The sequence below is a fragment of the Corynebacterium sp. LaCa117 genome (genome assembly GCF_046717765.1).
Taxonomy (GTDB): Bacteria; Actinomycetota; Actinomycetes; order Mycobacteriales; family Mycobacteriaceae; genus Corynebacterium; species Corynebacterium kefirresidentii.
Genome location: NZ_CP177102.1, coordinates 128796 through 151128, shown reverse-complemented (window position 1 = coordinate 151128; position 22333 = coordinate 128796). Strand labels below are relative to the sequence as shown.

Annotated in this window: 26 protein-coding genes, 2 tRNA genes and 1 pseudogene; 17 read left to right on the top strand and 12 right to left on the bottom strand. The window is 59.8% G+C overall.

Annotation, left to right across the window (positions count from 1 at the left end; translation table 11 throughout):
- Window positions 1-17 precede the first annotated feature (17 nt).
- From mgtE to ACLI1L_RS00755, 3 genes are all read right to left on the bottom strand, one after another.
- The gene (gene mgtE, locus ACLI1L_RS00765; RefSeq protein ID WP_316327971.1) at window positions 18-1382 is read right to left on the bottom strand and encodes a magnesium transporter; all 1365 of its coding nucleotides are present in this window, start codon (window positions 1380-1382) and stop codon (window positions 18-20) included.
- Between the two features lie 138 nt (window positions 1383-1520).
- Window positions 1521-1829 carry a DUF202 domain-containing protein gene (locus tag ACLI1L_RS00760; RefSeq protein ID WP_200288386.1) on the bottom strand — a complete coding sequence of 103 codons (309 nt, stop codon included), beginning with the start codon at window positions 1827-1829 and terminating at the stop codon, window positions 1521-1523.
- Entirely contained in the window at window positions 1822-2184 is a 363-nt protein-coding gene (locus ACLI1L_RS00755; RefSeq protein ID WP_049359000.1) for a YidH family protein, read from the bottom strand. Before ACLI1L_RS00755 ends, ACLI1L_RS00760 begins: the two co-directional genes overlap by 8 nt.
- A gap of 117 nt (window positions 2185-2301) precedes the next feature.
- Between ACLI1L_RS00755 and ACLI1L_RS00750 the strand changes: the two genes are divergently transcribed.
- The 3 genes from ACLI1L_RS00750 (at window position 2302) to ACLI1L_RS00740 (ending at window position 3780) form a co-directional block, all read left to right on the top strand.
- The gene (locus ACLI1L_RS00750) at window positions 2302-3063 is read left to right on the top strand and encodes a hypothetical protein (RefSeq protein ID WP_411707784.1); all 762 of its coding nucleotides are present in this window, start codon (window positions 2302-2304) and stop codon (window positions 3061-3063) included.
- Window positions 3064-3091: 28 nt separating this feature from the next.
- Window positions 3092-3475 carry an NUDIX hydrolase gene (locus ACLI1L_RS00745; protein WP_394286661.1) on the top strand — a complete coding sequence of 128 codons (384 nt, stop codon included), beginning with the start codon at window positions 3092-3094 and terminating at the stop codon, window positions 3473-3475.
- A gap of 80 nt (window positions 3476-3555) precedes the next feature.
- Window positions 3556-3780 (top strand): hemolysin III family channel protein, encoded by a 225-nt coding sequence (locus ACLI1L_RS00740; protein WP_411707783.1) that lies wholly within the window; start codon window positions 3556-3558, stop codon window positions 3778-3780.
- 80 nt (window positions 3781-3860) lie between these two features.
- Here the strand turns inward: ACLI1L_RS00740 and ACLI1L_RS00735 are convergent.
- Window positions 3861-3949, bottom strand: a tRNA-Ser gene (locus ACLI1L_RS00735).
- Window positions 3950-4057: 108 nt separating this feature from the next.
- Here ACLI1L_RS00735 and hisC point away from each other — a divergent pair.
- Entirely contained in the window at window positions 4058-5110 is a 1053-nt protein-coding gene (gene hisC / locus ACLI1L_RS00730; protein ID WP_411707782.1) for a histidinol-phosphate transaminase, read from the top strand.
- Window positions 5111-5503 (top strand): phage holin family protein, encoded by a 393-nt coding sequence (locus ACLI1L_RS00725; RefSeq protein WP_394286166.1) that lies wholly within the window; start codon window positions 5111-5113, stop codon window positions 5501-5503.
- Here ACLI1L_RS00725 and ACLI1L_RS00720 read toward each other — a convergent pair.
- Window positions 5500-5760, bottom strand: coding sequence for a MoaD/ThiS family protein (locus ACLI1L_RS00720; protein WP_411707781.1), 261 nt, complete (start codon window positions 5758-5760; stop codon window positions 5500-5502). The two genes, ACLI1L_RS00725 and ACLI1L_RS00720, sit on opposite strands and share 4 nt — an antisense overlap.
- A 58-nt stretch (window positions 5761-5818) precedes the next feature.
- On the opposite strand from ACLI1L_RS00720, the gene ACLI1L_RS00715 reads away from it, so the two are divergent.
- Genes ACLI1L_RS00715 through ACLI1L_RS00700 form a run of 4 tightly spaced genes read left to right on the top strand, consistent with a single transcriptional unit; the run spans window position 5819 to window position 8886 of the window.
- Window positions 5819-6955: a molybdopterin molybdotransferase MoeA gene (locus ACLI1L_RS00715; protein ID WP_411707780.1), complete on the top strand. Its 1137-nt coding sequence runs from the start codon at window positions 5819-5821 to the stop codon at window positions 6953-6955.
- The gene (locus ACLI1L_RS00710; protein WP_086588610.1) at window positions 6952-7431 is read left to right on the top strand and encodes a MogA/MoaB family molybdenum cofactor biosynthesis protein; all 480 of its coding nucleotides are present in this window, start codon (window positions 6952-6954) and stop codon (window positions 7429-7431) included. The genes ACLI1L_RS00715 and ACLI1L_RS00710 overlap by 4 nt, the downstream gene beginning before the upstream one ends.
- Window positions 7421-7882: a molybdenum cofactor biosynthesis protein MoaE gene (locus ACLI1L_RS00705; protein WP_023020357.1), complete on the top strand. Its 462-nt coding sequence runs from the start codon at window positions 7421-7423 to the stop codon at window positions 7880-7882. The genes ACLI1L_RS00710 and ACLI1L_RS00705 overlap by 11 nt, the downstream gene beginning before the upstream one ends.
- Window positions 7879-8886 carry a ThiF family adenylyltransferase gene (locus ACLI1L_RS00700; RefSeq protein ID WP_086588609.1) on the top strand — a complete coding sequence of 336 codons (1008 nt, stop codon included), beginning with the start codon at window positions 7879-7881 and terminating at the stop codon, window positions 8884-8886. The genes ACLI1L_RS00705 and ACLI1L_RS00700 overlap by 4 nt, the downstream gene beginning before the upstream one ends.
- A gap of 21 nt (window positions 8887-8907) precedes the next feature.
- Here ACLI1L_RS00700 and ACLI1L_RS00695 read toward each other — a convergent pair whose 3' ends face one another.
- Both ACLI1L_RS00695 and ACLI1L_RS00690 read right to left on the bottom strand, forming a co-directional pair.
- The gene (locus ACLI1L_RS00695) at window positions 8908-9162 is read right to left on the bottom strand and encodes a PLD nuclease N-terminal domain-containing protein (RefSeq protein WP_086588608.1); all 255 of its coding nucleotides are present in this window, start codon (window positions 9160-9162) and stop codon (window positions 8908-8910) included.
- Window positions 9163-9514: 352 nt separating this feature from the next.
- A tRNA-Ser gene (locus ACLI1L_RS00690) sits at window positions 9515-9601 on the bottom strand.
- Between the two features lie 165 nt (window positions 9602-9766).
- Here ACLI1L_RS00690 and ACLI1L_RS00685 point away from each other — a divergent pair.
- Window positions 9767-10723, top strand: a complete 957-nt coding sequence (locus ACLI1L_RS00685) for an NAD(P)H-quinone oxidoreductase (RefSeq protein WP_411708380.1) — start codon at window positions 9767-9769, stop codon at window positions 10721-10723.
- Here the strand turns inward: ACLI1L_RS00685 and ACLI1L_RS00680 are convergent.
- Window positions 10720-11976 (bottom strand): aminotransferase class V-fold PLP-dependent enzyme, encoded by a 1257-nt coding sequence (locus ACLI1L_RS00680; RefSeq protein ID WP_394285931.1) that lies wholly within the window; start codon window positions 11974-11976, stop codon window positions 10720-10722. The genes ACLI1L_RS00685 and ACLI1L_RS00680 overlap by 4 nt on opposite strands.
- A gap of 212 nt (window positions 11977-12188) precedes the next feature.
- Here ACLI1L_RS00680 and ACLI1L_RS00675 point away from each other — a divergent pair, with 212 nt between their 5' ends.
- Together ACLI1L_RS00675 and ACLI1L_RS00670 are read left to right on the top strand one after the other, a co-directional pair.
- On the top strand, window positions 12189-13040 hold the full coding sequence (locus ACLI1L_RS00675) for an ABC transporter permease (RefSeq protein ID WP_051138321.1): 852 nt from the start codon (window positions 12189-12191) through the stop codon (window positions 13038-13040).
- Window positions 13041-13086: 46 nt separating this feature from the next.
- Entirely contained in the window at window positions 13087-13890 is an 804-nt protein-coding gene (locus ACLI1L_RS00670) for an ABC transporter ATP-binding protein (protein WP_086588605.1), read from the top strand.
- On the opposite strand, the gene ACLI1L_RS00665 is transcribed toward ACLI1L_RS00670, so the two are convergent.
- Complete coding sequence (locus ACLI1L_RS00665; protein ID WP_411707779.1) at window positions 13887-14555, bottom strand: GNAT family N-acetyltransferase; 669 nt, start codon at window positions 14553-14555, stop codon at window positions 13887-13889. The two genes, ACLI1L_RS00670 and ACLI1L_RS00665, sit on opposite strands and share 4 nt — an antisense overlap.
- A gap of 94 nt (window positions 14556-14649) precedes the next feature.
- Between ACLI1L_RS00665 and ACLI1L_RS00660 the strand changes: the two genes are divergently transcribed.
- The gene (locus tag ACLI1L_RS00660) at window positions 14650-15567 is read left to right on the top strand and encodes a glycosyltransferase (RefSeq protein WP_200288995.1); all 918 of its coding nucleotides are present in this window, start codon (window positions 14650-14652) and stop codon (window positions 15565-15567) included.
- A 121-nt stretch (window positions 15568-15688) separates the two neighbouring features.
- On the opposite strand, the gene ACLI1L_RS00655 is transcribed toward ACLI1L_RS00660, so the two are convergent.
- Genes ACLI1L_RS00655 through ACLI1L_RS00645 form a run of 3 tightly spaced genes read right to left on the bottom strand, consistent with a single transcriptional unit; the run spans window position 15689 to window position 17523 of the window.
- Window positions 15689-16129, bottom strand: a complete 441-nt coding sequence (locus ACLI1L_RS00655) for a GtrA family protein (RefSeq protein WP_317001448.1) — start codon at window positions 16127-16129, stop codon at window positions 15689-15691.
- A gap of 11 nt (window positions 16130-16140) precedes the next feature.
- The gene (locus tag ACLI1L_RS00650; protein ID WP_411708379.1) at window positions 16141-17049 is read right to left on the bottom strand and encodes a hypothetical protein; all 909 of its coding nucleotides are present in this window, start codon (window positions 17047-17049) and stop codon (window positions 16141-16143) included.
- Window positions 17050-17058: 9 nt separating this feature from the next.
- Entirely contained in the window at window positions 17059-17523 is a 465-nt protein-coding gene (locus ACLI1L_RS00645) for a hypothetical protein (RefSeq protein ID WP_200288399.1), read from the bottom strand.
- Window positions 17524-17557: 34 nt separating this feature from the next.
- On the opposite strand from ACLI1L_RS00645, the gene ACLI1L_RS00640 reads away from it, so the two are divergent.
- The 4 genes and pseudogenes from ACLI1L_RS00640 (at window position 17558) to ACLI1L_RS00625 (ending at window position 22329) form a co-directional block, all read left to right on the top strand.
- Window positions 17558-17833 carry a hypothetical protein gene (locus ACLI1L_RS00640; RefSeq protein WP_200288400.1) on the top strand — a complete coding sequence of 92 codons (276 nt, stop codon included), beginning with the start codon at window positions 17558-17560 and terminating at the stop codon, window positions 17831-17833.
- 126 nt (window positions 17834-17959) lie between these two features.
- Window positions 17960-19376 (top strand): annotated as a pseudogene (locus tag ACLI1L_RS00635) (FAD-binding protein).
- A 37-nt stretch (window positions 19377-19413) separates the two neighbouring features.
- Window positions 19414-20172 carry a decaprenylphospho-beta-D-erythro-pentofuranosid-2-ulose 2-reductase gene (locus ACLI1L_RS00630; protein WP_394285935.1) on the top strand — a complete coding sequence of 253 codons (759 nt, stop codon included), beginning with the start codon at window positions 19414-19416 and terminating at the stop codon, window positions 20170-20172.
- A gap of 180 nt (window positions 20173-20352) precedes the next feature.
- Window positions 20353-22329: a galactan 5-O-arabinofuranosyltransferase gene (locus ACLI1L_RS00625; protein WP_411707778.1), complete on the top strand. Its 1977-nt coding sequence runs from the start codon at window positions 20353-20355 to the stop codon at window positions 22327-22329.
- Window positions 22330-22333 lie beyond the last annotated feature (4 nt).

Below are 22333 nucleotides of genomic sequence, written 5' to 3'. Positions count from 1 at the left end.
GATCAATGAAGGGTGGGTTAAATTCCCAGCACGGTCTTAGCAATGAGGAAGTAAATAATGAGGCCCGTAGCATCACAGAAGGTAGAGATAAACGGGTTGGAAAAGACCGCCGGATCGGCACCGATGGTCTTAGCCACGATGGGCATCAGCCCGCCTACGGTCGCAGAAATCGAGCAAATCAAAAACAGCGTCGAACCGATGACTAGGCCGATGCTCATGCCATAAACCAGCGTAGCCAGCCCCAGTCCCGCCAAGCCGAGCACGGCGCCTAGCAACATGCCGACGCGTAGCTCGCGCCACAAAACGGCAACGAGGTCGCGGGTGCGGACATCGCCCAGCGCCAAAGCACGGGTCACCGTGGTGGCAGCCTGATTGCCGGTATTGCCCCCGGTGCCGGTCAGCAGCGGGATAAATAGTGAGAGGACCACGGCCTTGGCCAGCGTGTCTTCAAAGGAGTCCAATACTTGCACAGTCAACAGCGCAGAAACTGCCAGCACGAGCAGCCATACGATGCGCGAGCGCACCAGCTTGAGCAAAGGCGTGGATAGGTACGGCTGTTGAAGGGCCTCGGTACCGCCAGCACGAGCGGAGTCCTCGCTATCTTCTTCCTCCACAATGTCCGTAGCATCGTCCCACGTCAGCAGACCAACCAAGCGGTGCGAATCATCCACGATTGGCAGCGCAAGAATGTCCAATGGGAGGAACCAACGCGCGGTTTCTTCCGCATCAGCACTAGCACGGGCAAAAATGGGGTCGTGCATAATATCGGCCATGGTCAGCGCGGCATCAGCGGTGAAGATTTCGCGCAGGCTCACTACTCCCACAAGACGCCTATCCTCGCGAGTGATGGGCACGGTGTAGATAGTTTCCAGCTCATGTGCGGTCTCCCGCAGTTTAAACAGCGCGTCCCTAACGCTCATGTCCGGGTGGATTCCAGGCACCTCGGGTGACATTCGGCGCCCCACCGATCCCTTGACATAGCCCAACACCACGCCCGTGACATCGCGCTTGGATTGAGTCAGTGAGCGCAGCAGCCGGTCCGCAATCTCCGCGGGCAGCTCATCCAGCAAAGCCACGCGGTCTTCCGGATCAAGCTCGTCGAAGAACTCATAGACATCAGCATTGCCCAGCTCATCGATGATATCGGCCTGGTGCTTTGCATCGAGGGCATCAAAGACGACGATTGATTTCTGGCGCGGCAACAAGCGCAGGGCCAAGGCCGACCGGACGGCATTTTGCCGCTCGACGACGGCGATGAGTTCCTGCAGGGGCACCCTCTCCAGGAGTTCCTGGAGGCGCGGGGCCTTGGTGGGGTCAATGGCGTCTTCTTGTTTGAGCCATGCCTCGACAATATCGCTAGCCCGCTCGGTGGTCTCCGCCATGGCCTACCCGCCTTTCCAGCCCCAGGTTATTGACTTCAGCCTTCTTAGACTACGTCATTTGCCCAGAAAATCCGCCAGAGATCCTCCCTGGCCGCATGACGACGCCCAGAAGCCACCTCAATGACGACACCGGGATGACTACAGGAATAGACCCCACAGGGCGAAGGCTGCCAGCAAAGACACCAGACCGGCGGTACTGGCCAAAATGATTGCATGCGGAAGGGGAGCCTGGGAAGACAGGGCGACGTCGACAAGCGAGGCACGTTGCCACACCGCCAAGACCAGCGCCAGCACCCCGGCGGCAAGGAGGACGAGCGGCAAGAAGACGTGCACACTCACCGCCCGCATCACGCCTAGCAACACTAAGGAAAGCGCCAAAAGGGTGCGCTGCCAAGACAGGCGCGTGCGCTCTGGTTGCAGACCAGGATCAAAGGGCTGGTTAGACAAGGAACTCGCCTACCAAAAGCGCACCAGCCACCACCACGATTACAGCAACAAGGACCGGAAGGCCGAAACTAAACGGTAGCGATCGATTCTCTCGCATTGCGCGCTCTGATTGCTTCCAATGCCCCCACGCCACCACGGGCAAGATTATGGCGACTATCAGCATGAAGACCGATACCGCGGCACGCAGGGTGCCTGGCAGCGGAACGTCAAAGGCCTCAAGTGCTACTCCGCCAGCAATCAACGCCAGGGAAGTGCGAATCCACGCCAGGAACGTGCGCTCATTAGCGAGCGTGAAACGCGGATCAGGGTCGGTGCCAACTGCAAACACCGAACGGGGAAACCTCGAGTCACTCATGGGCACCACTTTATATTCATTTGTCTCTTGCGTCGCGACAAGCCCACGTAACGCTTCGCCTTCCCGTAGCCTCATAGGCACAGGCCAGCCCCCTGAGCCAAGGAGTACCCATCCCCTATGAATCTGCGCTTATGCAACTACGTGCCATCCTCCCCGCACGAGGACGAGTTTTTCAGCAAAGAGAACATCAAGCGCGTCAGCACCCCAAATACCCGCCCCGATGCCACCGGCTTGCGCGAGGCCGTTATTAATAACGGCCCTTGCCCCTCCAAGAACCATACGAAATTCGACTTCCTCTTCCAGCTCTTCCATATGGGTAGCATCGTAATTCTGGGACTCTTCCCCTTTGCTCTTACCGGACTCGATTTCCGCATCGCCTTGCTCATCAGCCTGCCCATCATCGCATTCGGCATTTCCAAGCCCGTTCGCTGGCTGGCCTCGACCCACAATGAGCGCACTCTGCTCTGCACAGCGTGGGCCAATAACTGGCTCGAGTTTTATCCCGTACTGGTGGGAAACTTCTACCACTTTGATTCCAAGGAAGAAAAGAACCCTATAGGCGATGACCACTATTACTTCCACCATGCGCGCATCATGGTGTTCTTTCCTGATGGCTCCACGGAAGTACTACCAGAGCTCGCAACCGTGAAAGCTGTCGACTATCCGCCTGAACTGATGAGGTCAGATGGCACTGCCATTGCGGAAAACCCCGACGATCTGCGTGTGAGCCCCACCGTTAATAATGGCTGGACACTACTTGCCGTGCTCGCCGGTGACCCGGTATCCACAGGCACTCCCAATATCGGCTTGGATGAGCAGCAGATAGAAGCAGCGCTTGCCCAAGTGGAGCGCGAGTGGGCACCCGGCATTCTGAATTAAACCGCCGCAGCGAGTTATAGTCGGGCCCATGATTGAAGTTGCCGCCGTAGTTTTCCGAAATTCCTTTGGCCATGTCCTCACCGTGCGCAAAGATTCGTCCACCAAGTTCCAGTTACCTGGCGGCAAACTTGAGGCTGGCGAAACCCCTGCACAGGCTGCAACCCGCGAGGTCGCAGAGGAAATCGGCGTGGAGGTCCGCCTCCCGGAGCTTTCCCCGCTCGGCACCTTCGACGCACCGGCCGCCAACGAACCCGGCGAAACCGTGCGCGGCCACATCTTTACCTATCCCCGCCCTGTCCTTGCCCGCGCAGCCGCAGAGATTGCGGAAGTCGCATGGGTAGACCCCACCAACCCAAATCGCGAGCTCGCCCACCTACTGCGCGACGAGGTCTTTCCTGCCCTAGAATCCTAAGGCCCTGCTTGATCCCTTAAGAATTTCCTATTGCAGCTCCTGGGAGGGCAACCTAGAGTTATTTTCATCAGAATTGAGTGATGAAAGGACTGACCCCCATGCCGCAGCAATCCACACCGGGACCTATCGTGACGATTACTTTCCTCGTCCTAGGAGTCATTAGCTCTGTTATCGCCATGCTCATGGTGCCTGCTCTCTTCCACGAGGTCACTTCCCTGCGCGCTGCGGTATTTACCGGGAGCTTTATCTTCGGCGTTGGCATGCTCACGCTCTTCCGCCGCTGCGCCAAGTACCAGAACAAATAGCAGATTTCTCCACTCCACGGAGCCGACGAGTCTAGAAAACGCAAACTAAAAAATCCCGAGCGCGCACGCTCGGGATTAGATGGCGGAGATGAGAGGATTCGAACCTCCGGACCCCAGAAGGGTCAACTCCTTAGCAGGGAGCCCCATTCGGCCGCTCTGGCACATCTCCACGGTTCACTAGGAACCTCGTTTGACAATACCTGCCTGCCCCGCCGCTGCCAAACTAGCCCCCTGCTTTCGCTCCCGCAGCAAAGGCGCAGGCCCTACAGTGGTAGGCATGATTCGCCCTGATCTGAAAGCCATCCCTGCTTATGTCGCTGGTGCGCGCAACGATGATGCACTCAAGCTCTCCTCTAACGAGGCTGCTCACCCGCCCCTGCCAGAAGCGGCCGCGGCCATGGCGGAGGCAGCCGCACAGGCTAATCGCTACCCGGATATTGCGGCCACCGCACTGCGCGAGGACCTAGCCGCGCACCTGGGCGTGGATCAGGAGCAGGTAGCGGTGGGCACCGGCTCCTCCGCATTGTGCCAACAGCTGGTAGAAATTGCCGCCACTCCCGGCGAAGAAATCCTCTTCCCATGGCGTTCCTTCGAGGCCTACCCCATCTTCGCCCAAGTGGTGGGCGCCCACCCCATTCCGGTTCCGCTCAGTACAGACCAGCGCGTGGACCTTCCTGCCATGGCGAAGAAAATCACGGATAAAACCAGGCTCATCTTCGTGTGCAATCCCAATAACCCGTCGGGCACCACGGTTACCAAGGCCGAATTCGCCGCATTCATGGATGCCGTGCCTGCCGACGTCCTCGTAGCCCTCGACGAGGCCTATATCGAATACAACCGCGACACCGACACCCCGCTGGGCACGGAGCTGGTGGGTACCTTTCCCAACCTGGTGTGCCTGCGCACCTTCTCTAAGGCTTATGGCCTGGCCGGCGTGCGTATCGGTTATGCCTTCGGCCCGGAAAATATCATTGAGGCCCTCAATAAGGTGGCTATCCCCTTCTCCGCCAGCACCGTGGCTCAGGTTGGCGCCCGCGCGGCACTGGCGGCGCAGGATTCACTGCGGGAGCGTACCGAGGAGACCGTCGTCCAGCGCGAGCGCTTAGAAGCAGCCCTGCAGGACTGGGGCGTGCCGCATTCCGAGGCGAATCACGTGTGGCTGCCGGCTAAGAATCTTGCCAGTCTGGGCACTCCACAAGAGGTAGCCGCCCGCCTCGCCGAACGCGGCGTGCTCGTTCGCGCCTTTAGCGAGGGCATTCGTATTACCGTTACCACCAGGGAAGAAACCGACGCCTTACTGCAGGCGTGGAACGCAACCATAGGAGGCTAAATGCGATCGCTCATTAACTTCGCCCTGAATGTCTTTGCCATTGCGGTGGCGCTGTGGGCCGTGGTCACTGTCATTCCCGGAATCTCTATCACTCCGGCCGAAACCGGAAATTTCATCGCCATTGCCATCGTCTTCATCATCATTAATGCCGTAGTCACGCCGGTGCTGCGCATCCTCGGCGCACCGCTGACGTGCCTGACGCTTGGGCTTTTCTCCCTCGTCATAAACGGCGCAGCGCTCATCATTGTGGAGTGGGCGCTCAATACGCTGGACCTCGGAATTGGCCACCTTATCATCGACTCTTGGGGAGCCGCGATTATCGGCGCCATCGTGCTCTCCATTGTCAGCAGCGTCATCAATTTCTTTACCAGTCCGCTGCGCCAGCGCGATTAGCCGCCCGCAAAAGGCGGCAGCACGTCCACGCGGGTCACGCCAGCCAGGGGGGAATCCATGGCGGTGTTCCCAGCGCCGTCGATAAGAAAGCTACAGCGCCCCAGCACTTCTTTTAGGCTCATGCCGGCCGCAGTGGTGCCGGTATGGTCCTTGCCCAGCTGCGCTACCAATTCACCCAAGGTAGCGGGGGCATCTACCTGCTCAGAAGCCACCCCCGCGGCGGCACGGGCGGCGGCGAAATAGTGAACGGTCAACATGCCTTCTACTATGCCTACGCACCCCTGCCGTGTCGAGACCGCGGGTAAACTAGCCGACATGCGCACACCCGAGATTCACGCGCGCAAGGTCGCCGCGGCCCTGCCCTTACGTCATGTGACCACCGTGACCCTCAATCAGGCGCAGGATATGGTCTTAGCTGCGGATATCCGCGCTGATTTCCCTTCCCCGCGCTTTGATAATTCACAAATGGATGGCTACGCCCTCCCTCAGTGTGCGGCCGGGACTTACCAGGTAGGCCCCACCATCGCCGCCGGTACAGAGCCCGCCCAAGTGCTCCACGGCTCACTCAACGCGGCCTGCCCCATCATGACCGGTGCCAAAGTTCCGGAAGCAACTGCAGCCATCGTGCCTATTGAGCACTGCGAACCACAAGAATTCCTCGCCCCTGGTGACCATGTCACCGTGCCGGTGACCTCACCTGGGCAATTCATCCGCCGCGCCGGCTCGGACTTAGAAGAAGGCGCCCTCCTGGCGGCCCAGGGCGATAAACTCACGCCGGTCCGCTTGGCCGCCCTTGCTTCCCAAGGCATCGCCGAGGTGGAGGTCTACCGCCCCGCCCGGATCCTCATCTGCACCGGCGGAGCAGAGATTGGCAGTGGTAGCGCGGCCATTCCTGACGCCAATGCGCCGCTATTGACGGCATTGGCCCACCGCGCCGGCATCGACGTCGCGGGCTTTATCACCACCGATGATGACCCGCAGGCCTTAACCCACGCTTTGACAGAAGCCATTGCGCAGCATCACCCAGACACCATCATTACCTCGGGCGGAATCTCTGCTGGGAAGTTTGAAGTAGTACGCCAAGTGCTCGATGGCTGGTTTGGTCATGTGGATCAGCAGCCTGGCGGGCCACAGGGTATCGCTGCTTTCCACGGCACGCCGGTGATCTGTCTGCCGGGAAATCCCATTTCCACGTTGGTAAGTTTCCGCCTCTTCGTGGCCCCGGCACTGGGCTGGGCTCCGGAGCCATTCCGCGTTCCGCTCGCGGCAGGCATCGAAGGCCTCCCATGCAAGGACCAATTTCGCCGTGGGCGCGTCGATTCCCACGCCCATATCCTCGGTGGTGCCAGCTCCCATCTGCTCGCCCAAGCGGCCGACGCCACCCATCTCATCCGCATCCCTGCCGGCCAACGCCTTGCGGAAGGCCAAGAAGTTGAGGTCTACCCACTATGAGCCCACAGCGCACCGCCATCGTCATCGTCGCCTCTACTCGCGCCGCCGCGGGTATCTACGAGGACCGATCCGGCCCTATCGCGGTAGATTTCCTGCGACGCAAGGGCTTTGACTGCCCCGCTGCACGCATCGTCCCCGATGCCGATATTGCCGCCACCGTTGCTGCCGCCTTCGCCGAAGAACCCTCGGTCATCCTAACCTCTGGTGGCACCGGTCTGACCCAAGATGACAAGACGGTAGAGGCTGTCGCGCCGCATATCACCCGCGAGCTGCCTGGCATCGCAGTGGCCTTCTGGCAGAGAGGCTTGGAAAGCGTGCCCACCGCGGTGGCTTCCCGCGCGATTGCCGGTGTTAATGACTCCACCTTTGCTATGACGCTGCCTGGTTCCACCGGCGGGGTAAAAGACGGCTGTGCAGTTTTGGATAAATTAATTGTTCCGATCGTCGATATGTTAGAAGGAGTACATGAGCACTGATCCCTCCTATGTGGCCGAACAGACCGGCTGCACCATTGGCACGCTTTTGAGCGATCAGCCCCTTGAATCCCACCTTGCCGCTGCCAAGGAAGAGACCGCCACGGCCGCCATGGGTGCCGTTGTCACCTTTGAAGGCGTCGTCCGCGATCATGATGGCGGACGGCCGAATGTCACCCTTCTTTCCTATAGCGCCCACCCTTCCGCGCCAGAGAAGCTGCAGGACATCACCGACGCCGTCTCCTCCAGCCATCCGGTGCGCCTCTGGGCCGCTCACCGCACGGGGGATCTTCAGGTCGGCGACCTGGCCTTTGCCGTAGTTGCGGCCGCCGCGCACCGCGGCGATGCCTTCCGCGCGGCCGAAGAATGCGCCGATCGCGTCAAGGCAGAAGTGCCCATCTGGAAGGAACAAAGCCACGGCGATGGCTCCACTAACTGGGTGGGTCTGGAATGAGCATCCGCTATGCCCGCCAAGAAGCGCTCTGGGGCGAGGAGGGACAGCGCAAGCTCGCTCAAGCCCACGTAGCGGTTATCGGGGCCGGCGGCTTGGGTTCCCCCGCCCTGCTTTACCTAGCTGGCGCGGGCGTAGGCCGCATTTCGCTTTTCGACGACGACGTGGTCTCCCCCTCTAACCTTCACCGCCAAGTCATCCACACCACCGCGGCCATCGGCACGCCGAAGACTGATTCCGCCGCGGCCGCCGTCCGTGCGCTCAATCCGGAGGTGGACATCACCTGCCATGGTCGCCTCGAAACGGCCACCGCCCTCGAGCAATTGCGCGGCTGCGACGTGCTCCTCGATGGCACGGATAATTTCGACGCCCGCTACCTGTGCTCTTGGGCCGCCCATAGCTTGGGCATTCCGCACATTTGGGCCTCTATCTTGGGATTCGATGCGCAAATGAGCGTCTTTTGGTCGGGCAAGGGCCCCGTGTACGAGGATGTCTTTCCCACTGCCCCTGCCCCAGGCGAGGTTCCTTCGTGCTCTCAGGCCGGCGTTCTGGGGCCGATCGTCGGCGTGGTGGGATCCGCGATGGCCTTGGAAGCCTTAAAAATCATTACCGGCGTCGGCACCCCGCTTATGGGCACGCTCGGCTACTACGAGGCCCTTTCTGGGACGTGGGAATATATCCCCATCCGTTCCACCGGGGCGGAGCCTACCCAGCCGGACGATGCCCCCGAGGTCCGCGAGATCCCTGCCCACGCCATGCTTATCGATGTCCGCACCGACCCCGAGCGCGCCCGGTCCACCATTCCTAATTCAGCGCATCTTCCCCTCAACCGCATCCTCGCCGGTGAAAACCCCGATATCGCACCGGGCGAGGTAGCCGTTATATATTGCGCCAGCGGCATCCGCTCCGCCCAAGCCGTCCACGCTCTGCGCGAGCGCGGATACTCACAGGTGGTTTCCCTGCGTGGCGGCATTAACGCGTGGTTGGAACAACAAGGAGCGTGTTAACGCGCCCCCACGGCGAGCCGTCTAGACCCTTCTATTCTTGTCTTCTTTTCCGCGAACAAAGAGGAACCAGATAAGCGGTCCTAAGAAGGGCAGTGTGAAGGTAGCGACGATAAAGAGCACCTTCGCTGCAAGCGTGTACCCAGAAGAAATGATAGAAATTAAGGCCGCTATCCAGAACGCGACGAGCAAAAAGATGGGAAGGAACCCGAGGAACCACCACGTATCGTTAGGGTTAGTAGATTCCGCTGCTGCTAGGTAAAACTCCGAAGTGCTCATGGTGTCCTTTCGCCGAGTAATTTTTATCTTCGCTACAGAGCTTGATCACAATCACATCTCACTTGCCCTGTACATTTCCAAGATTAAGTCTGCGCCGCACCAGGCGCATCATCCCCCGATATGAAACGCCGCAGCAGGCGCATCATCCCCCGGTATGAAACGCCGCAGCACCAAAAGAAGCAGGTTTTTACCCCAAGCCGTTTTTCCGGTGCCCCGCCATGACCAAGTTCGGGTTAACACCATCCAGGGTGAGGCTTCCCGGGATATCCGCACATAAGTAAAACGAGAAAACGGTAACTCCTAGCGTGAGCCAGAAGCTACCGAGGTATCGCCGAGCCATAAATTAAGACGTTGGCGGAGACGGCGGGATTTGAACCCGCGGAGGTATTACCTCGCCGGTTTTCAAGACCGGTGCATTCGGCCACTCTGCCACGTCTCCACGTTGTATATCGAAGGCACTCTTCTTGCCTACGAAGCAACTTAGTCAGTGTACTAAATAGATGGCCTGGTTTCCCAAAAATCCACCTGCAATGCTGAAATACAGCATTTTTCGTAGCGCAGGACACACCAGGTTCGTTAGATTGGGCCTATGACTACAGGAAAAATGAAGGCAATTGTCCAGACCGATCCCCATGAGCGCCGGTCCCTAGAACTCCAAGAGGTCGCGGTTCCCCAGCTCCAGCCGGGCGAGGTTCTCGTCAAGGTGCAGGCGGCAGGCGTTAACCGCGGCGATATCCTGCAAACGATGGGAGCTTATCCGCCGCCACCGGGGGCGTCAGAAATCCTGGGCTTGGAAGCAGCGGGCACCATCACGGACGCCGGGGATACCGACTGGGAGGTGGGCACCGAAGTGGGCTGTTTGCTCGCTGGTGGTGGCTACGCCGAATACGTTGCGGTCCCACAGGGCCAGCTACTTCCTCTACCCCAGGGGTATAGCGTTGAGGAAACCGCGGCGGTAGTCGAGGTCGGATGCACCGTCTGGTCCAACCTGGGCATCGAGGCGAACCTCCACGAGGGCCAGCGTGTGCTTATCCATGGTGGAGGCGGTGGCATTGGTACTTTTGCCATCCAGGTAGCCAAGGCGCTAGGAGCAGAAGTGGCGGTAACGGCCGGTTCGCAAGAGAAATTGGATCGCTGCCGCGAGCTGGGCGCCGACATCCTCATCAACTATAAGGAGCAGGACTTCTTAGATGAGTTAAAGGGAAGCTGCGATGTTATTTTGGACATCATCGGTGCAAAGTACCTAGAAAAGAATATGAAGTGCCTAGCTAAGGACGGCAAGCTCATCATTATCGGCATGCAGGGCGGCACCAAAGCGGAAATCAATCTAGGAGCCATGCTGTCCAAGCGCCTGACTATCCAAGGGACGACGCTGCGCGCCCGCGATCTAGAAGACAAAGCGCAGATTGTGGCGGGCACAGTAGAAAATGTCTGGCCCATGTTGGAGGACGGCCGAGTAAAGCATGCGTTGCACGCCACTTACCCGCTTGCCGACGCCGCCCGCGCCCACGCTGCACTCGACAGCGGTGAAGTCACCGGCACCCTGGTGCTTACCGCTTAAGCCAGTGAGGCTACAACACGGGTGAGGTGTTCGACGTCGTGATAAGTGTTGAAGGGGCCAAGCGAAACGGTAACGGCGCCGCCGATTTCCTCCACGCCCATCTCCGTAAGCAACGGGGTCTGTGGGGCAAGCGTGGTGACTAATCCATTATCAAAGAGGCGCTTGTACACGGTCTCCGCCGGAACGCCCTTCACAGCAAAGGTAAGGCGCGGCAGGCGATCATCGGATGCGCCTGCGGCCGCCTCTCCTGTCACTCCGAGGATGTGCACGGCAGGCAAGGTGCTCAAGAAGGAATAAAGGTCCCCGCGCAGGTCCTCGAGGTAGGCGCTAAGCGCATCCATAGAGGTGCGCAGGCGCTTGCGGCGGGAGCCATTCTCCCCACCGGCGAGGGCGGCAAGATGGTCCACGAGTGGTCCGACACCGCCGGCCAGGCCAGAGGAAATTGGCGTTTCCAGCTTGCGAGCGCCCTTGCTGGCATGCACCGGATCAAGGGCATCGAGGCGGCGGAACATACGGGTATCGCGGAATACCAAGGCCGCTAGCTGCGGGCCGCCCAGCAGACCAAGGTCGAGACCCAAGATATCGGCACCGAGCTCATCGAAGTTGATGGGGCGGTAGGGGGCGATCGCAGAGACGTCGAGAAGCGTCCAGGCGCGAGAGCGTTCATGCACGGTGTCTATGATCTCAGCCGTCGGGGAGACCGTACCCAAAAGCTCGTGGGCGGCAGAGAAAGCGACAAGTCGCGTGGAGCCGTCGACAAGCTCGGCGAATTGGAACCCCGGCAACTCACCCGTGCCTAAGTCTGGCTGGGCCCAGCGGGTTTCTGCTTTGACCTCAGAAAATGCTGAATACAGGGAAGGCGGGTCCAGCTTTGAGAGCACTAGTGAGGAATTGCTGCGTAAAAGCGGGCGCGCCGCATGCGCCAAGGACTGGTAAAGAACCGGCAGGGAGGGACCGAGCACCACGCGGTCTGCTTTGGAACCGGTCAGATCCGCTACGGCCATGCGCGCAGCGGTGTAATTCCCATCTCCTTCCAAGCGCCCCGGCGCGGGTGTGGCAGAGTGGGCGCCACCCGGCCCTTCCTGGGGCGCCACCGCGGTAGACATACGGAAAGAGCGGGCCACGCCGGAGGCTACTCGCTCAGAAATCTGGGGAACCGCGTGCGCGTTAAGGTAGGTCCAACCATCAGATAGCCCGGTATATAAACCGCGCACACTGAATACGTCATAGTGCGCCGAAGCTCCTGCTGGCATTTCGGTCCCTTCTTTTTCGCGCTAGGCATCGCCACTCAGTGGCGGTCGATTCCCTACTGTATACGCGTTTGGCCCAAGTTTCCCAAATCTGGATTTTCGCTGAATACGGCCGTTTTCGCAGGCTAGCGGCGTGTAGTTCCCGTTTGCCCAGCCCGCGCGCTAGGGTGTTGAGCGTGCAAGATAACAATCAACTGCGCGCTGATATCGCCCGCATGACCTCCCAGCCAGACGGCGAGGCCACCCCAGCGTCCCAGTCCGAGACCCTCAAGGCCGCCTTCGCGGACCTTGCGCAGGGGGCACAGCAGCGCGAGCTGTGGTTCAAACTGGGTATTCAAGATATTAAGCAGCGCTACCGCCGCTCTGTCCTGGGCCCGTTTTGGATCACCATCGCCACCGGCGTGATGGCCCTCGCCTTGGGCCTTTTGTATTCCATGCTCTTCCAGATTCCCGTTGCGGAGTTCCTCCCCCACGTCACCGTGGGCCTTATTATGTGGACCTTCATTTCGGGCTGCATCAAGGAAGGCTCCACCGTCTTCATTGATAATGAGGGCTTGATTAAACAGCTTCCCGCCCCTCTTTCGGTGCACGTCTACCGCCTGGTGTGGCGCCAAACCTTATTTTTGGGCCATAACCTCATCATCTGGCTGTTGCTTATCCTCATCTTCCCGCGCAGTCTGGGTTGGGAGTTCTTCCTCTTTATCCCAGGTTTGGCGTTGTTGTTGGTCAACGGCGTGTGGGTCACCATGTTCTTTGGCATCATTGCCACCCGCTTCCGTGACGTAGCCCCGCTGCTGGAGGCTTTAACCCAGCTCTTGTTCTACGTCACCCCGATTGTGTGGATGACCAATACCCTGAAGGATCAGGGCGGTGCCGTGGCCGGGCGAGCCCGCATCGCGGAGATCAACCCGCTCTATCACTACCTAGAAATCGTCCGCGCACCCATGATCGGTGAGCCGGTAGCCGCCTACCACTGGTGGATCGTTATCGGCTGCACCGTGCTCGGCCTGCTCATCGCCGGCTTGGTCATGCGCAAGTGGCGCTTCCGCGTCAGCTACTGGGTCTAAGCCCACGCCCTGTACTTGTGGAGATTCCTCGAAAGGATACTGACTGATGGTCTCGATTGATACGTATAACGCGTGCGTGGACTTTCCCATCTTTGATGCCAAATCTCGCTCACTGAAGAAGGCCATGCTCTCTTCTGCCGGTGGCGCCATTGGCAAAAATGCCCAAAACACCGTCGTGGTGGAAGCCCTGAAGGACATTAACCTGCACCTGCGCGAGGGCGACCGCGTGGGTCTGGTGGGCCATAACGGCGCCGGTAAATCCACCTTGCTGCGCCTTTTGTCTGGAATTTATGAGCCCACCCGCGGTTCTGCCGATGTGCGCGGTCGGGTGGCCCCCGTTTTTGATTTGGGCGTAGGCATGGACCCGGAAGTTTCTGGCTACGACAACATCATTATCCGCGGCCTGTTTTTGGGCCAGTCCATCAAGCAGATGAAAAAGAAGATGGATGAGATTGCGGAGTTTTCTGAGCTCGGCGATTATCTCTCCATGCCGCTGCGCACCTATTCCACCGGTATGCGAGTGCGCTTGGCACTCGGCGTGGTGACCTCCATTGAGCCGGAAATCCTGTTGTTGGATGAGGGCATTGGTGCAGTCGACGCCGCCTTCATGGCCAAGGCACGCGTACGCCTGCAGGAGCTGGTGAAGCGCTCCGGCATCCTGGTCTTTGCCTCCCACTCCAATGACTTTTTGGCCCAGCTATGCAATACCGCCTTGTGGATCGACCACGGTGAGATCCGCTCGGTAGGCGAGGTTTCCGAGGTCGTCGGTGAGTACGAAGGACCTGAGGTGGGCGACTACGTCCGCGACCTGCGCGAGCGTTTTGAAAATGAGGACACCAGCGGCAACTAGCTGAGCATATGCAGCAGCTGGTCCCCCACACCCGTCACGTCCACCTGCACCCCTTCCGGTCGGTGATAGTCCGCAGCGCTCAGGCGCGCGCTGACCACCGGCCGGTTAATTTTTTCTGGGCCCGCAGGCTCTTCTTTTGCCTCGGTGCTAACGCGGTAGCCCAACTTTTCACTCACCCGGGCTGAGGCGCGGTTGGTTTTTATCCAACTGGTGCACAGCGAACCCGCATCGAGGTGCAAGAAGGAAAACGCCGCCATCGCCTGGCGGATAAGCGTGCCATAGCCTTGGCCTTGAAAGCGGTGCAGCACCCATGATGCAGTTTCTATTTCCCGTGCGGCCGCAAAATTTTCTGCCGCCAGGTCCACCACGCCTACTAATTCTTGGGTTTCTACCTGGCGAGCGATGAAATCCAAGGTCCACTTCTGGGGACACAGCTTCGCTCGGTGCTCCCATCGGTGCTGGGCCATGGCGGCGGGGGTATTCGTCTTCTCATCAAAAAGCCAGGGAAATGCATGTTCTGGAATGTCGTCGCCATAGATATCTTCCGCACACACCTGCGCTACCTGTGCGATGTCCTCATCGCGCATGACACGCAGGTCAACCCCGCGGCCCGTATCATCGCAGGCCCGAATGGTCACCGCAAAAGGCGGCCAGAAGTTTTCCATAGGTTTCACAGTATCCGCAAAGCGGCGCCTATATCCACTTTTCGCTCCACCAATGCGGAGTGTTTCTGCGCTGGTCCCCCGCCCCGGTGGCAAGATGGAACCCATGACTGCCACCCTGACTTCTACCGGTTCTACCGCCGCCGTCATTGTTACTCATCAGCGCGCCGAACTGCTGCGGGCATCGCTCGAACAGGTGGTACACCAAACCCACCCCGTGCAGTGGGTGATCGTGGTGGATAATGGTGCGGAAAATGCAGTGCGTGAACTTGTCGAGTCCATGGCGGGCGACCGCGGCGTCTACGTGCCTTCGGAGACCAACCTGGGCGGAGCTGGCGGCTTTGCGCTAGGCTTTCTCACCGCCCTTTCTTTGGGCGCGGATGCCGTGTGGTGTGCCGATGACGATGGCCGCCCCGCCGATCACACGGTCCTTGCGGAGCTGTATCGGGTGGCCGAGGCCAACCGTTTGCATGAGGTCTCGCCAGCGGTATGCAATATCAACGATCCCGACCAGCTCGCCTTCCCCCTGCGCCAAGGCCTAGTGTGGCGCCGACGAATGGATGAGCTGGAGGGCGATTTCCTGCCTGGCATCGCATCGCTATTTAACGGCGCGCTGATTTCCGCAGCGGCCATGGAGATCATTGGTGTGCCGGACTACCGGCTCTTTATCCGCGGCGATGAGGTGGAATACCACCGCCGGCTGGTCAATTCCGGGCTTTCTTTCGGCACGGCGCTGACCACAAGCTACCTGCACCCAGATGGATCGGATGAGTTTAAGCCCATTTTGGGCGGCAAGATGCACACCCAGTTTCCAGAGGGTGAGTTCAAGCGGTTTTTCACTTACCGCAATCGCGGCTACCTGCTGTGGCAACGCGGCATGCGCAAGCTACTGCCGCAGGAATTCGCCCGCTTTGGCTGGTTCTTCCTGATCCAGCGCCACGATCCGGCCGGCTTTATCGAATGGCTCAAGCTCCACAACCGCGGGCGCAGGGAAGATTTCCGGCGCCCTAGCTAGGCCGAAGCCGAACTGCAGGGGCTGGGCAAGGGGGGCATCGATAAGCGCGGCACATACCCGCCACCACCGAGAGCTTGACACCCCGCGCGCAGATTGGTCGGGCTCGATTCCCGTGGTGAGGTTATTTTTCTTTAAAAATGAAGGCCCTCTGAATGGCAAAATTGGTCACTGTGGCCACGCCCTGGGCGATGACAAAGGCGATGGTGTCTTTAAGCACGCCTTCTAAGCCAAGGGATAAAAGCGGCTCATTGAGCACCCAGTACAAGAAGTTTTGAACCGCGAAAGTGGAGGCGTACAAGATCCCCACGGTAACGGCCGTACGGCCGGAGACTTTGACCCCAAAGGTCCACCGCGCATTAGCCAGGTAGGCGGCAATGGTGCCAAAGACCCAACCGATGGCCTTGGCGGCGGAACGGTGCAGTCCCACATACGTCAATAAAAGCGTCAGGCCATAGTCAATGGCGGCGGCACCTACACCCACGGAAATAAATCGCACCAGTTGGGTGTGCAGCGAGGTGGACGAAGGTTTTACTTCTACGGCGTCATCAGCGGAGTTAGTCACGAGTGAGTAGCCTACCCGCGCAAGAGCGCTCGGTACATGTCCAACCGATCCACCGGCGCGGCGGATTCGGCACCATAGGCGCCTATCCCAGCCAATTGCTGCAACGATGCCGCACATAACTCCCGCACTTCAGCCCCGGTCAGCGCCGAGCCATCGTCATTAACCCAGCCGAGGGCATCCATGGTGGTCTCCACCACGGAATCGGTCAGCTCCGCGCCACCCATGCACGATAGGGCTAGCGCCATGGACCAAAAAGCATCTTTGCCTTCATGGGTAACCTCGCGCGGCAGGCTGGCGAGCACGCGGGCAGTATTCGGCGACAATTCGGTACCCCTGCTTAGGTCCATCGCCTGCAGCAGCGGAACAAAGTCATAGAGCTTGGTGCGCTCAATCAAATCACGCACAGGGGACACTACCGCGGAAAGGACCTCATCGGTGACTTCTTGCCCGGTCAATTCCCGGTTGACGCTGGTTAATTCAAAGGGTGCAAAGAGCGAGCCCGAGCCGCCTACGCATAGCGCTTCCGGGGTGCCATTATCGCGCGGATAAATTTCAGCTACCACCAGCTCGAAGTCCCATAACCCCCAGGCGAAGTCGACTTGATCGCCTTCGCGCCAGAGGAATTCGGAGGCCTGACGTTCCGGATCGATGCGCGGGCCACGCGCCTCGGTGTGTTCATAAAAGTGCCAGGGGGATTCCTCCTCCGGCAGGCCAAAGCAAATGCGCAGCACACGGTGCAACTCGGTGAAGGTCAGGGCATCGCTAAAGCCAATCTGGCGGTGCACCTCACCATCGGCGCGGATATTCGCGGCTTGGCAAATGATTGTTAGGGGCTCGCGTTTGAGGGATACCACGCTATTGGCGCGTTTGGCCCGCGCCTGTGCGATATCGGTGACCCCTGCGTTCATGGGCCCCACCATACGCAAGTTTTAGGAAGCTAGTTTTGCAATATCGCGCGCTTCCAGCTCACTAATCAGGAACGTCAGTGCCGCGCCAATGGCGCCCAACAGGGTCCAGGGCCGCTTGGCACCGCGCTTGCGCAGGAACTTTACCATTCGGCGGGAAATTGCAACGTTCATCCAGCCGCCTAGGATGAGCAGCAGCACCACTGCGGCAAAAATGGCCCAGGGTTTGAGGCCCTGATCGGATGCATCCTGCGGGGAGCGCGGCTCATCACCATCCTGTTCCGCGTGCGCGTTGGTATAGGCCACCAGGGCACCAAAACCAAAGAAAGACAAGGTATAGGCAGTAATCAAACCGCCTTTGGATGTGATCCAATCCGGATAAGAGGTCGCGATACCTACGGCGGCCGCCTGGGTGATGCGACCAGCCAGGGTGTCATCGAGGGCGTAGTTGTCTTGGCGCTGATCTTGCGTCTCGTGGTTGTTGGTCATAGCGACCACTTTAAGCGGCGGTAAGCTAATGCGCATGTACTCGGATAAGACAGAGCATATGACGCCAGCGCAGCAGGCGGCTCAGGATGTGCGTGCGGAAGACGATAAGCGCAACGGCCACTTCGAGGCCACGGAACACACCGATGTGCCGTTGAGTCCTTTCATGACTCGCCTGATGGCAGAGGAATTGCCCATGCTGGATTCCTCCTCGCGCGCTCGAGTCTATGACCTTTTGCGGGAGTACGATGGCCCGACTATTGAATCTCAGGAAGAACTGCCGGAGGAAATCCGCGCGCTTATGGATCTATAAACGGACACATTCGGGCAGTACAAGCGTCCGTTTTGTTCTGAATATCACTCGCGTCACTCCGTCTACCCTCGTGTGAGCTAGGTAGGCTAGGGAGGCGACACAAATCCGTCGAGCAAAGAGTAAGAGATGGAATTACATACCACTGAAAAGTCCCTGCACGGCTGGGGCCGCACCGCCCCGACGACCGCCCATGTTCTCGCCACCGAAGACGTGGACGTGATCAAGAAGGCCGTGGCCCAGGTTGCAGAAGATAACTCGGATAAGCCCGCCCACCTGCGCCGTGGCGTCATTGCCCGCGGTATGGGCCGCTCCTACGGTGACCCCGCCCAAAATGGCGGCGGCTTGGTCATCGACATGCAAAAGCTCAATAAGATCCACTCCATCGACCCGGAGTCCGCTCTGGTGGACGTCGATGGTGGTGTTACCCTAGACCAGCTGATGAAGGCTGCCCTGCCTTATGGCCTGTGGGTTCCGGTTCTGCCGGGTACCCGCCAGGTCACCATCGGTGGCGCTATCGGCCCGGATATTCACGGTAAGAACCACCACTCCGCCGGCTCCTTTGGTAACCACGTGGTCTCCATGGAGCTGCTCGTGGCCGATGGCCGCGTGCTGCACCTGACCCCGGAAGGCTCCGAGGATGACCCCAGCGGCGACCTCTTCTGGGCCACCGTTGGCGGCATGGGTCTGACCGGCATCATCCTGCGCGCCACCATCCGCATGACCAAGACGGAAACCGCTTATTTCATCGCGGATACAGACCGCACCGATAACTTGGATGAAACCATCGCGTTCCACTCCGATGGTTCCGAGCACAACTACACTTATTCTTCCGCCTGGTTCGATGTCATTTCCCCAGAACCAAAACTGGGCCGCTCCACCATTTCCCGCGGTTCGCTGGCCACCTTGGCGCAGCTGGAAGAGCTAGCCCCGAAACTGGCTAAGGATCCGTTGAAGTTCAATGCGCCGCAGCTGATGACGGTGCCGGACATCTTCCCGTCCTGGACCATGAATAAGCTTTCCCTCTCCGCTGTGGGCTTGGCCTACTACACCATGGGTGCACCGGCCAAGAACCAGGTCAAGAACCTGACGCAGTTCTACCAGCCGTTGGATCTCATCGGCGAGTGGAACCGCGGCTACGGTTCCAAGGGCTTCTTGCAGTACCAGTTCGTGGTACCGACCGAGGCCGTGGAGCCGTTCAAGGAGATCATCCGCGATATGCAACGCTCCGGCCACTACTCGGCCCTCAACGTGTTCAAGCTTCTTCGGTGAAGGCAACCGCGCGCCGCTGTCCTATCCAATGCCGGGTTGGAACGTCTGCGTGGACTTCCCCATCCGTCCGGGCCTGGGCAAGTTCCTGGATGACTTGGACCGCCGCGTGATGGAATTCGGCGGCCGCCTCTACCTGGCCAAGGAATCCCGCACTTCCGCGGAGAACTTCCACAAGATGTACCCGGGCATGGAGGGCTGGCTGAAGACCCGCAATGAAATCGACCCGACCGGCGTCTTCGCCTCCGATATGTCCCGCCGCCTCGAGCTGCACTAATCACTGGAAATAACACCTTTAAGGAGATTTACTGACCATGCTTAATGCAGTAGGCCAAGCACAACACATCCTGCTTCTGGGCGGCACCTCTGAGATCGGCCTCGGCGTCGTCTCCGAATTCCTGCAGCGCGGCCCCGCCAAGGTCACCCTGGCTGCCCGCCCGGAGTCCCCGCGCATCGCCCAGGCCAAGGCAGACCTGGAATCTCGCGGCGCTGACGTAGAGGTTCTAGACTTCGACGCCACTGACTTTGACTCCCACCCAGAGGTAATCAATAAGGCCTGGGAACGCGGCGATGTAGACGTGGCCATCGTTGCCTTCGGCACCCTGGGTGACCAGGAGGAGCTGTGGCAAAACCACGACAAGGCCGTCGCCTCCGCGCAGACCAACTACACCGCCCCGGTTTCCGTGGGCGTGCTTCTGGGCGAGAAGTTCAAGCACCAGGGCCACGGCACCATCGTCGCCATGTCCTCCGTGGCTGGCATGCGCGTGCGCCGTTCCAACTTTGTCTACGGTGCTTCCAAGGCAGGCGTGGACGGCTTCTACATCAACCTGGGCGAGGCCCTGCGCGGCACCGGCGCCAACGTGCTGGTTGTCCGCCCGGGCCAGGTGCGTACCAAGATGTCCGCCGAGGCTGGCGACGCCCCGTTGACCGTCAACGTCTCCGATGTTGCCGAAGCCACCGTGAAGGCCGTGCTCGATGGCAAGCAGTCCATCTTCGTGCACCCGCTGTTTGAATACGTTTCTTTGGCATTCAAGTTCATCCCGCAGGCCATTTTCCGCAAGCTGCCGTTCTAACTCACCGCGGTTTCTGCACTGGCGCCTGCCAGCCGCCTCGCCCCCGCTCCTCCGTCTCGCCGCACGCCCGCGGCGGGGAGGGGCGGGGGCGGTGGTGTATAAGGGGGCGCCGGAAAGCAAGTGTTTTCCTGCCCGCGCCAAATCTGGGTTGTGGCGCTTGGGTATGCGAAACTAATGGGCATGACAAGCACAGCTATACCCACCCAGTCAACGCCCGTGAGCGAAAATCCGCGCACCGAGGCCTACCGCGCCGATGCGCTGACTCATCGCGCGACCCTGCTGGGTATTGTGTTGACCGCCCTGGCCAGTGGTGCGGTCACGCTGCTGGGCTGGTTTGCCTTCAAGACGGTGTCTCTGCCTTCTTTTAATACCTCCATGGTCACCCGCGCGCTGAGCACTGTGGGTGTGGTGGTCACGCTGGCTCTAGCCGGCGGGCTGTGCGTGTGGTGGCTTTATGACCACTACAAGGATTCCTTTACTCGGCCGCGCTGGCGGGTCTGGCTGACCTACGCGGTCACCTACCTCTCCCCCGCGCTGCTGACCTTGGCTGCCGTGGGCCTGCCGCTGTCCGCCTCCCGTTTGTGGCTCGACGGCGTGCAGGTGGACCAGGCTTTCCGCACCCAGTTCCTCACCCGCTCGGTGGATGAGATGGGCTATGCGGATATGAACTACCAGGATATGCCGTCCTTTTACCCCATTGGCTGGTTCTGGCTGGGCGGCCGCTTGGGAGCGCTATTGGGCATTCCGGGATGGGAGGTCTACCAGCCCTGGGCGCTTATCTCCATCGCTGTAGCCGGCTGCATTTTGGTGCCCCTCTGGCAGCGCCTCACCAGCTCCCTACCGGTCGCCACCGCCATCGCCCTAGTCACCACCGCGATTACGCTTACCATCGCGGCCGAGGAGCCCTACTCCGCGGTCATCGCCATGGGCCTGCCCACCGTCGCGGTGCTCAGCGCCCGCGCCTTCCGTGGCTCTTGGCTCTCCACCCTGGGTGTGACACTCTACCTGGGCATTTCCGCCACCTTCTACACGCTTTTCACCGGTGCGGCCGCGCTCACCGTGGTCAGCCTCATCGCGCTTTTTACCGCGCTATTTGAGCATACGTGGCGACCCATCGTGCGACTGGCGGTAATGGCGGCAGGCTCCATTGCCATTGCGCTCATCGCCTGGGGACCCTATGTATGGGCGGTCATGCACTCGCCAGTACCGCTGCAGACCACCGCGCAGCACTACCTGCCAGAGGAAGGCACCCAGATTCCAGTGCCATTTTTGTCCTTTAGCATTGTGGGCTTCCTCTGCCTTATGGGGCTGGTCTATATTGTCATTCGCCTCAAGGACGTAGAGGTGCGTGCGCTGGGCATCTCCCTCGTCGGCACCTACCTGTGGACCGTGGTGTCTATGGTGGCAACGCTGGCCGGCACCACGCTGCTGAGCTTCCGCCTCGAAATCATCGTGGTACTCCTTTTTGCTACCGCCGGTGTCCTAGCCTTAGCCGAGGTTCGCCTCTTGGGCGTACACCGCCTCTACCCGGCGCGCTTCTCCCACACCACCAATAAGCAAATCACCGCGGTCTTGGGCATTATCCTCGCCCTGGCCGGCGTCTTCTATGCGCAGCAGATTCCGGAGGCCAACGAGGACGCCATCGACCACGCTTATAGCGATACCGATGGCTATGGCGAGCGCGCCGACCGCTTCACTAGCGATTCTGCTCATTATTACCTGGATATCCACAACTTCATCCAGGACCAGGGCTATACGCCGGATGAGACGGTGGTGCTCACGGATGAAAAGATTTTCATGTCTTACTACCCATACTGGGGTTTTAACGCCTTTACCAGCCACTATGCCAATCCACTGGGTGAGTTCAGCACCCGCAATGAGCAGATTGAAACCTGGGCCAACGATTCCTGGGACATGAAGCCGGAGGAGTTCCGCAAGGCCCTGGATTCCGCTGCGTGGCGCAGCCCAGATGTCATGATCTTCCGCGGTGATTTAGAAAATAAGGACGATGGTTTCAAGCTGCATTTGGCAGAAGATATCTACCCCAATCAGCCGAATATTCGCTATCGCGCGGTCTTCTTCAACGCCGATGTCTTTGACAAGGGCTGGAAGCTAAAGCAGACCGGCCCCTTCGTAACAGCCGTTCGCACCAAGTAAGTTC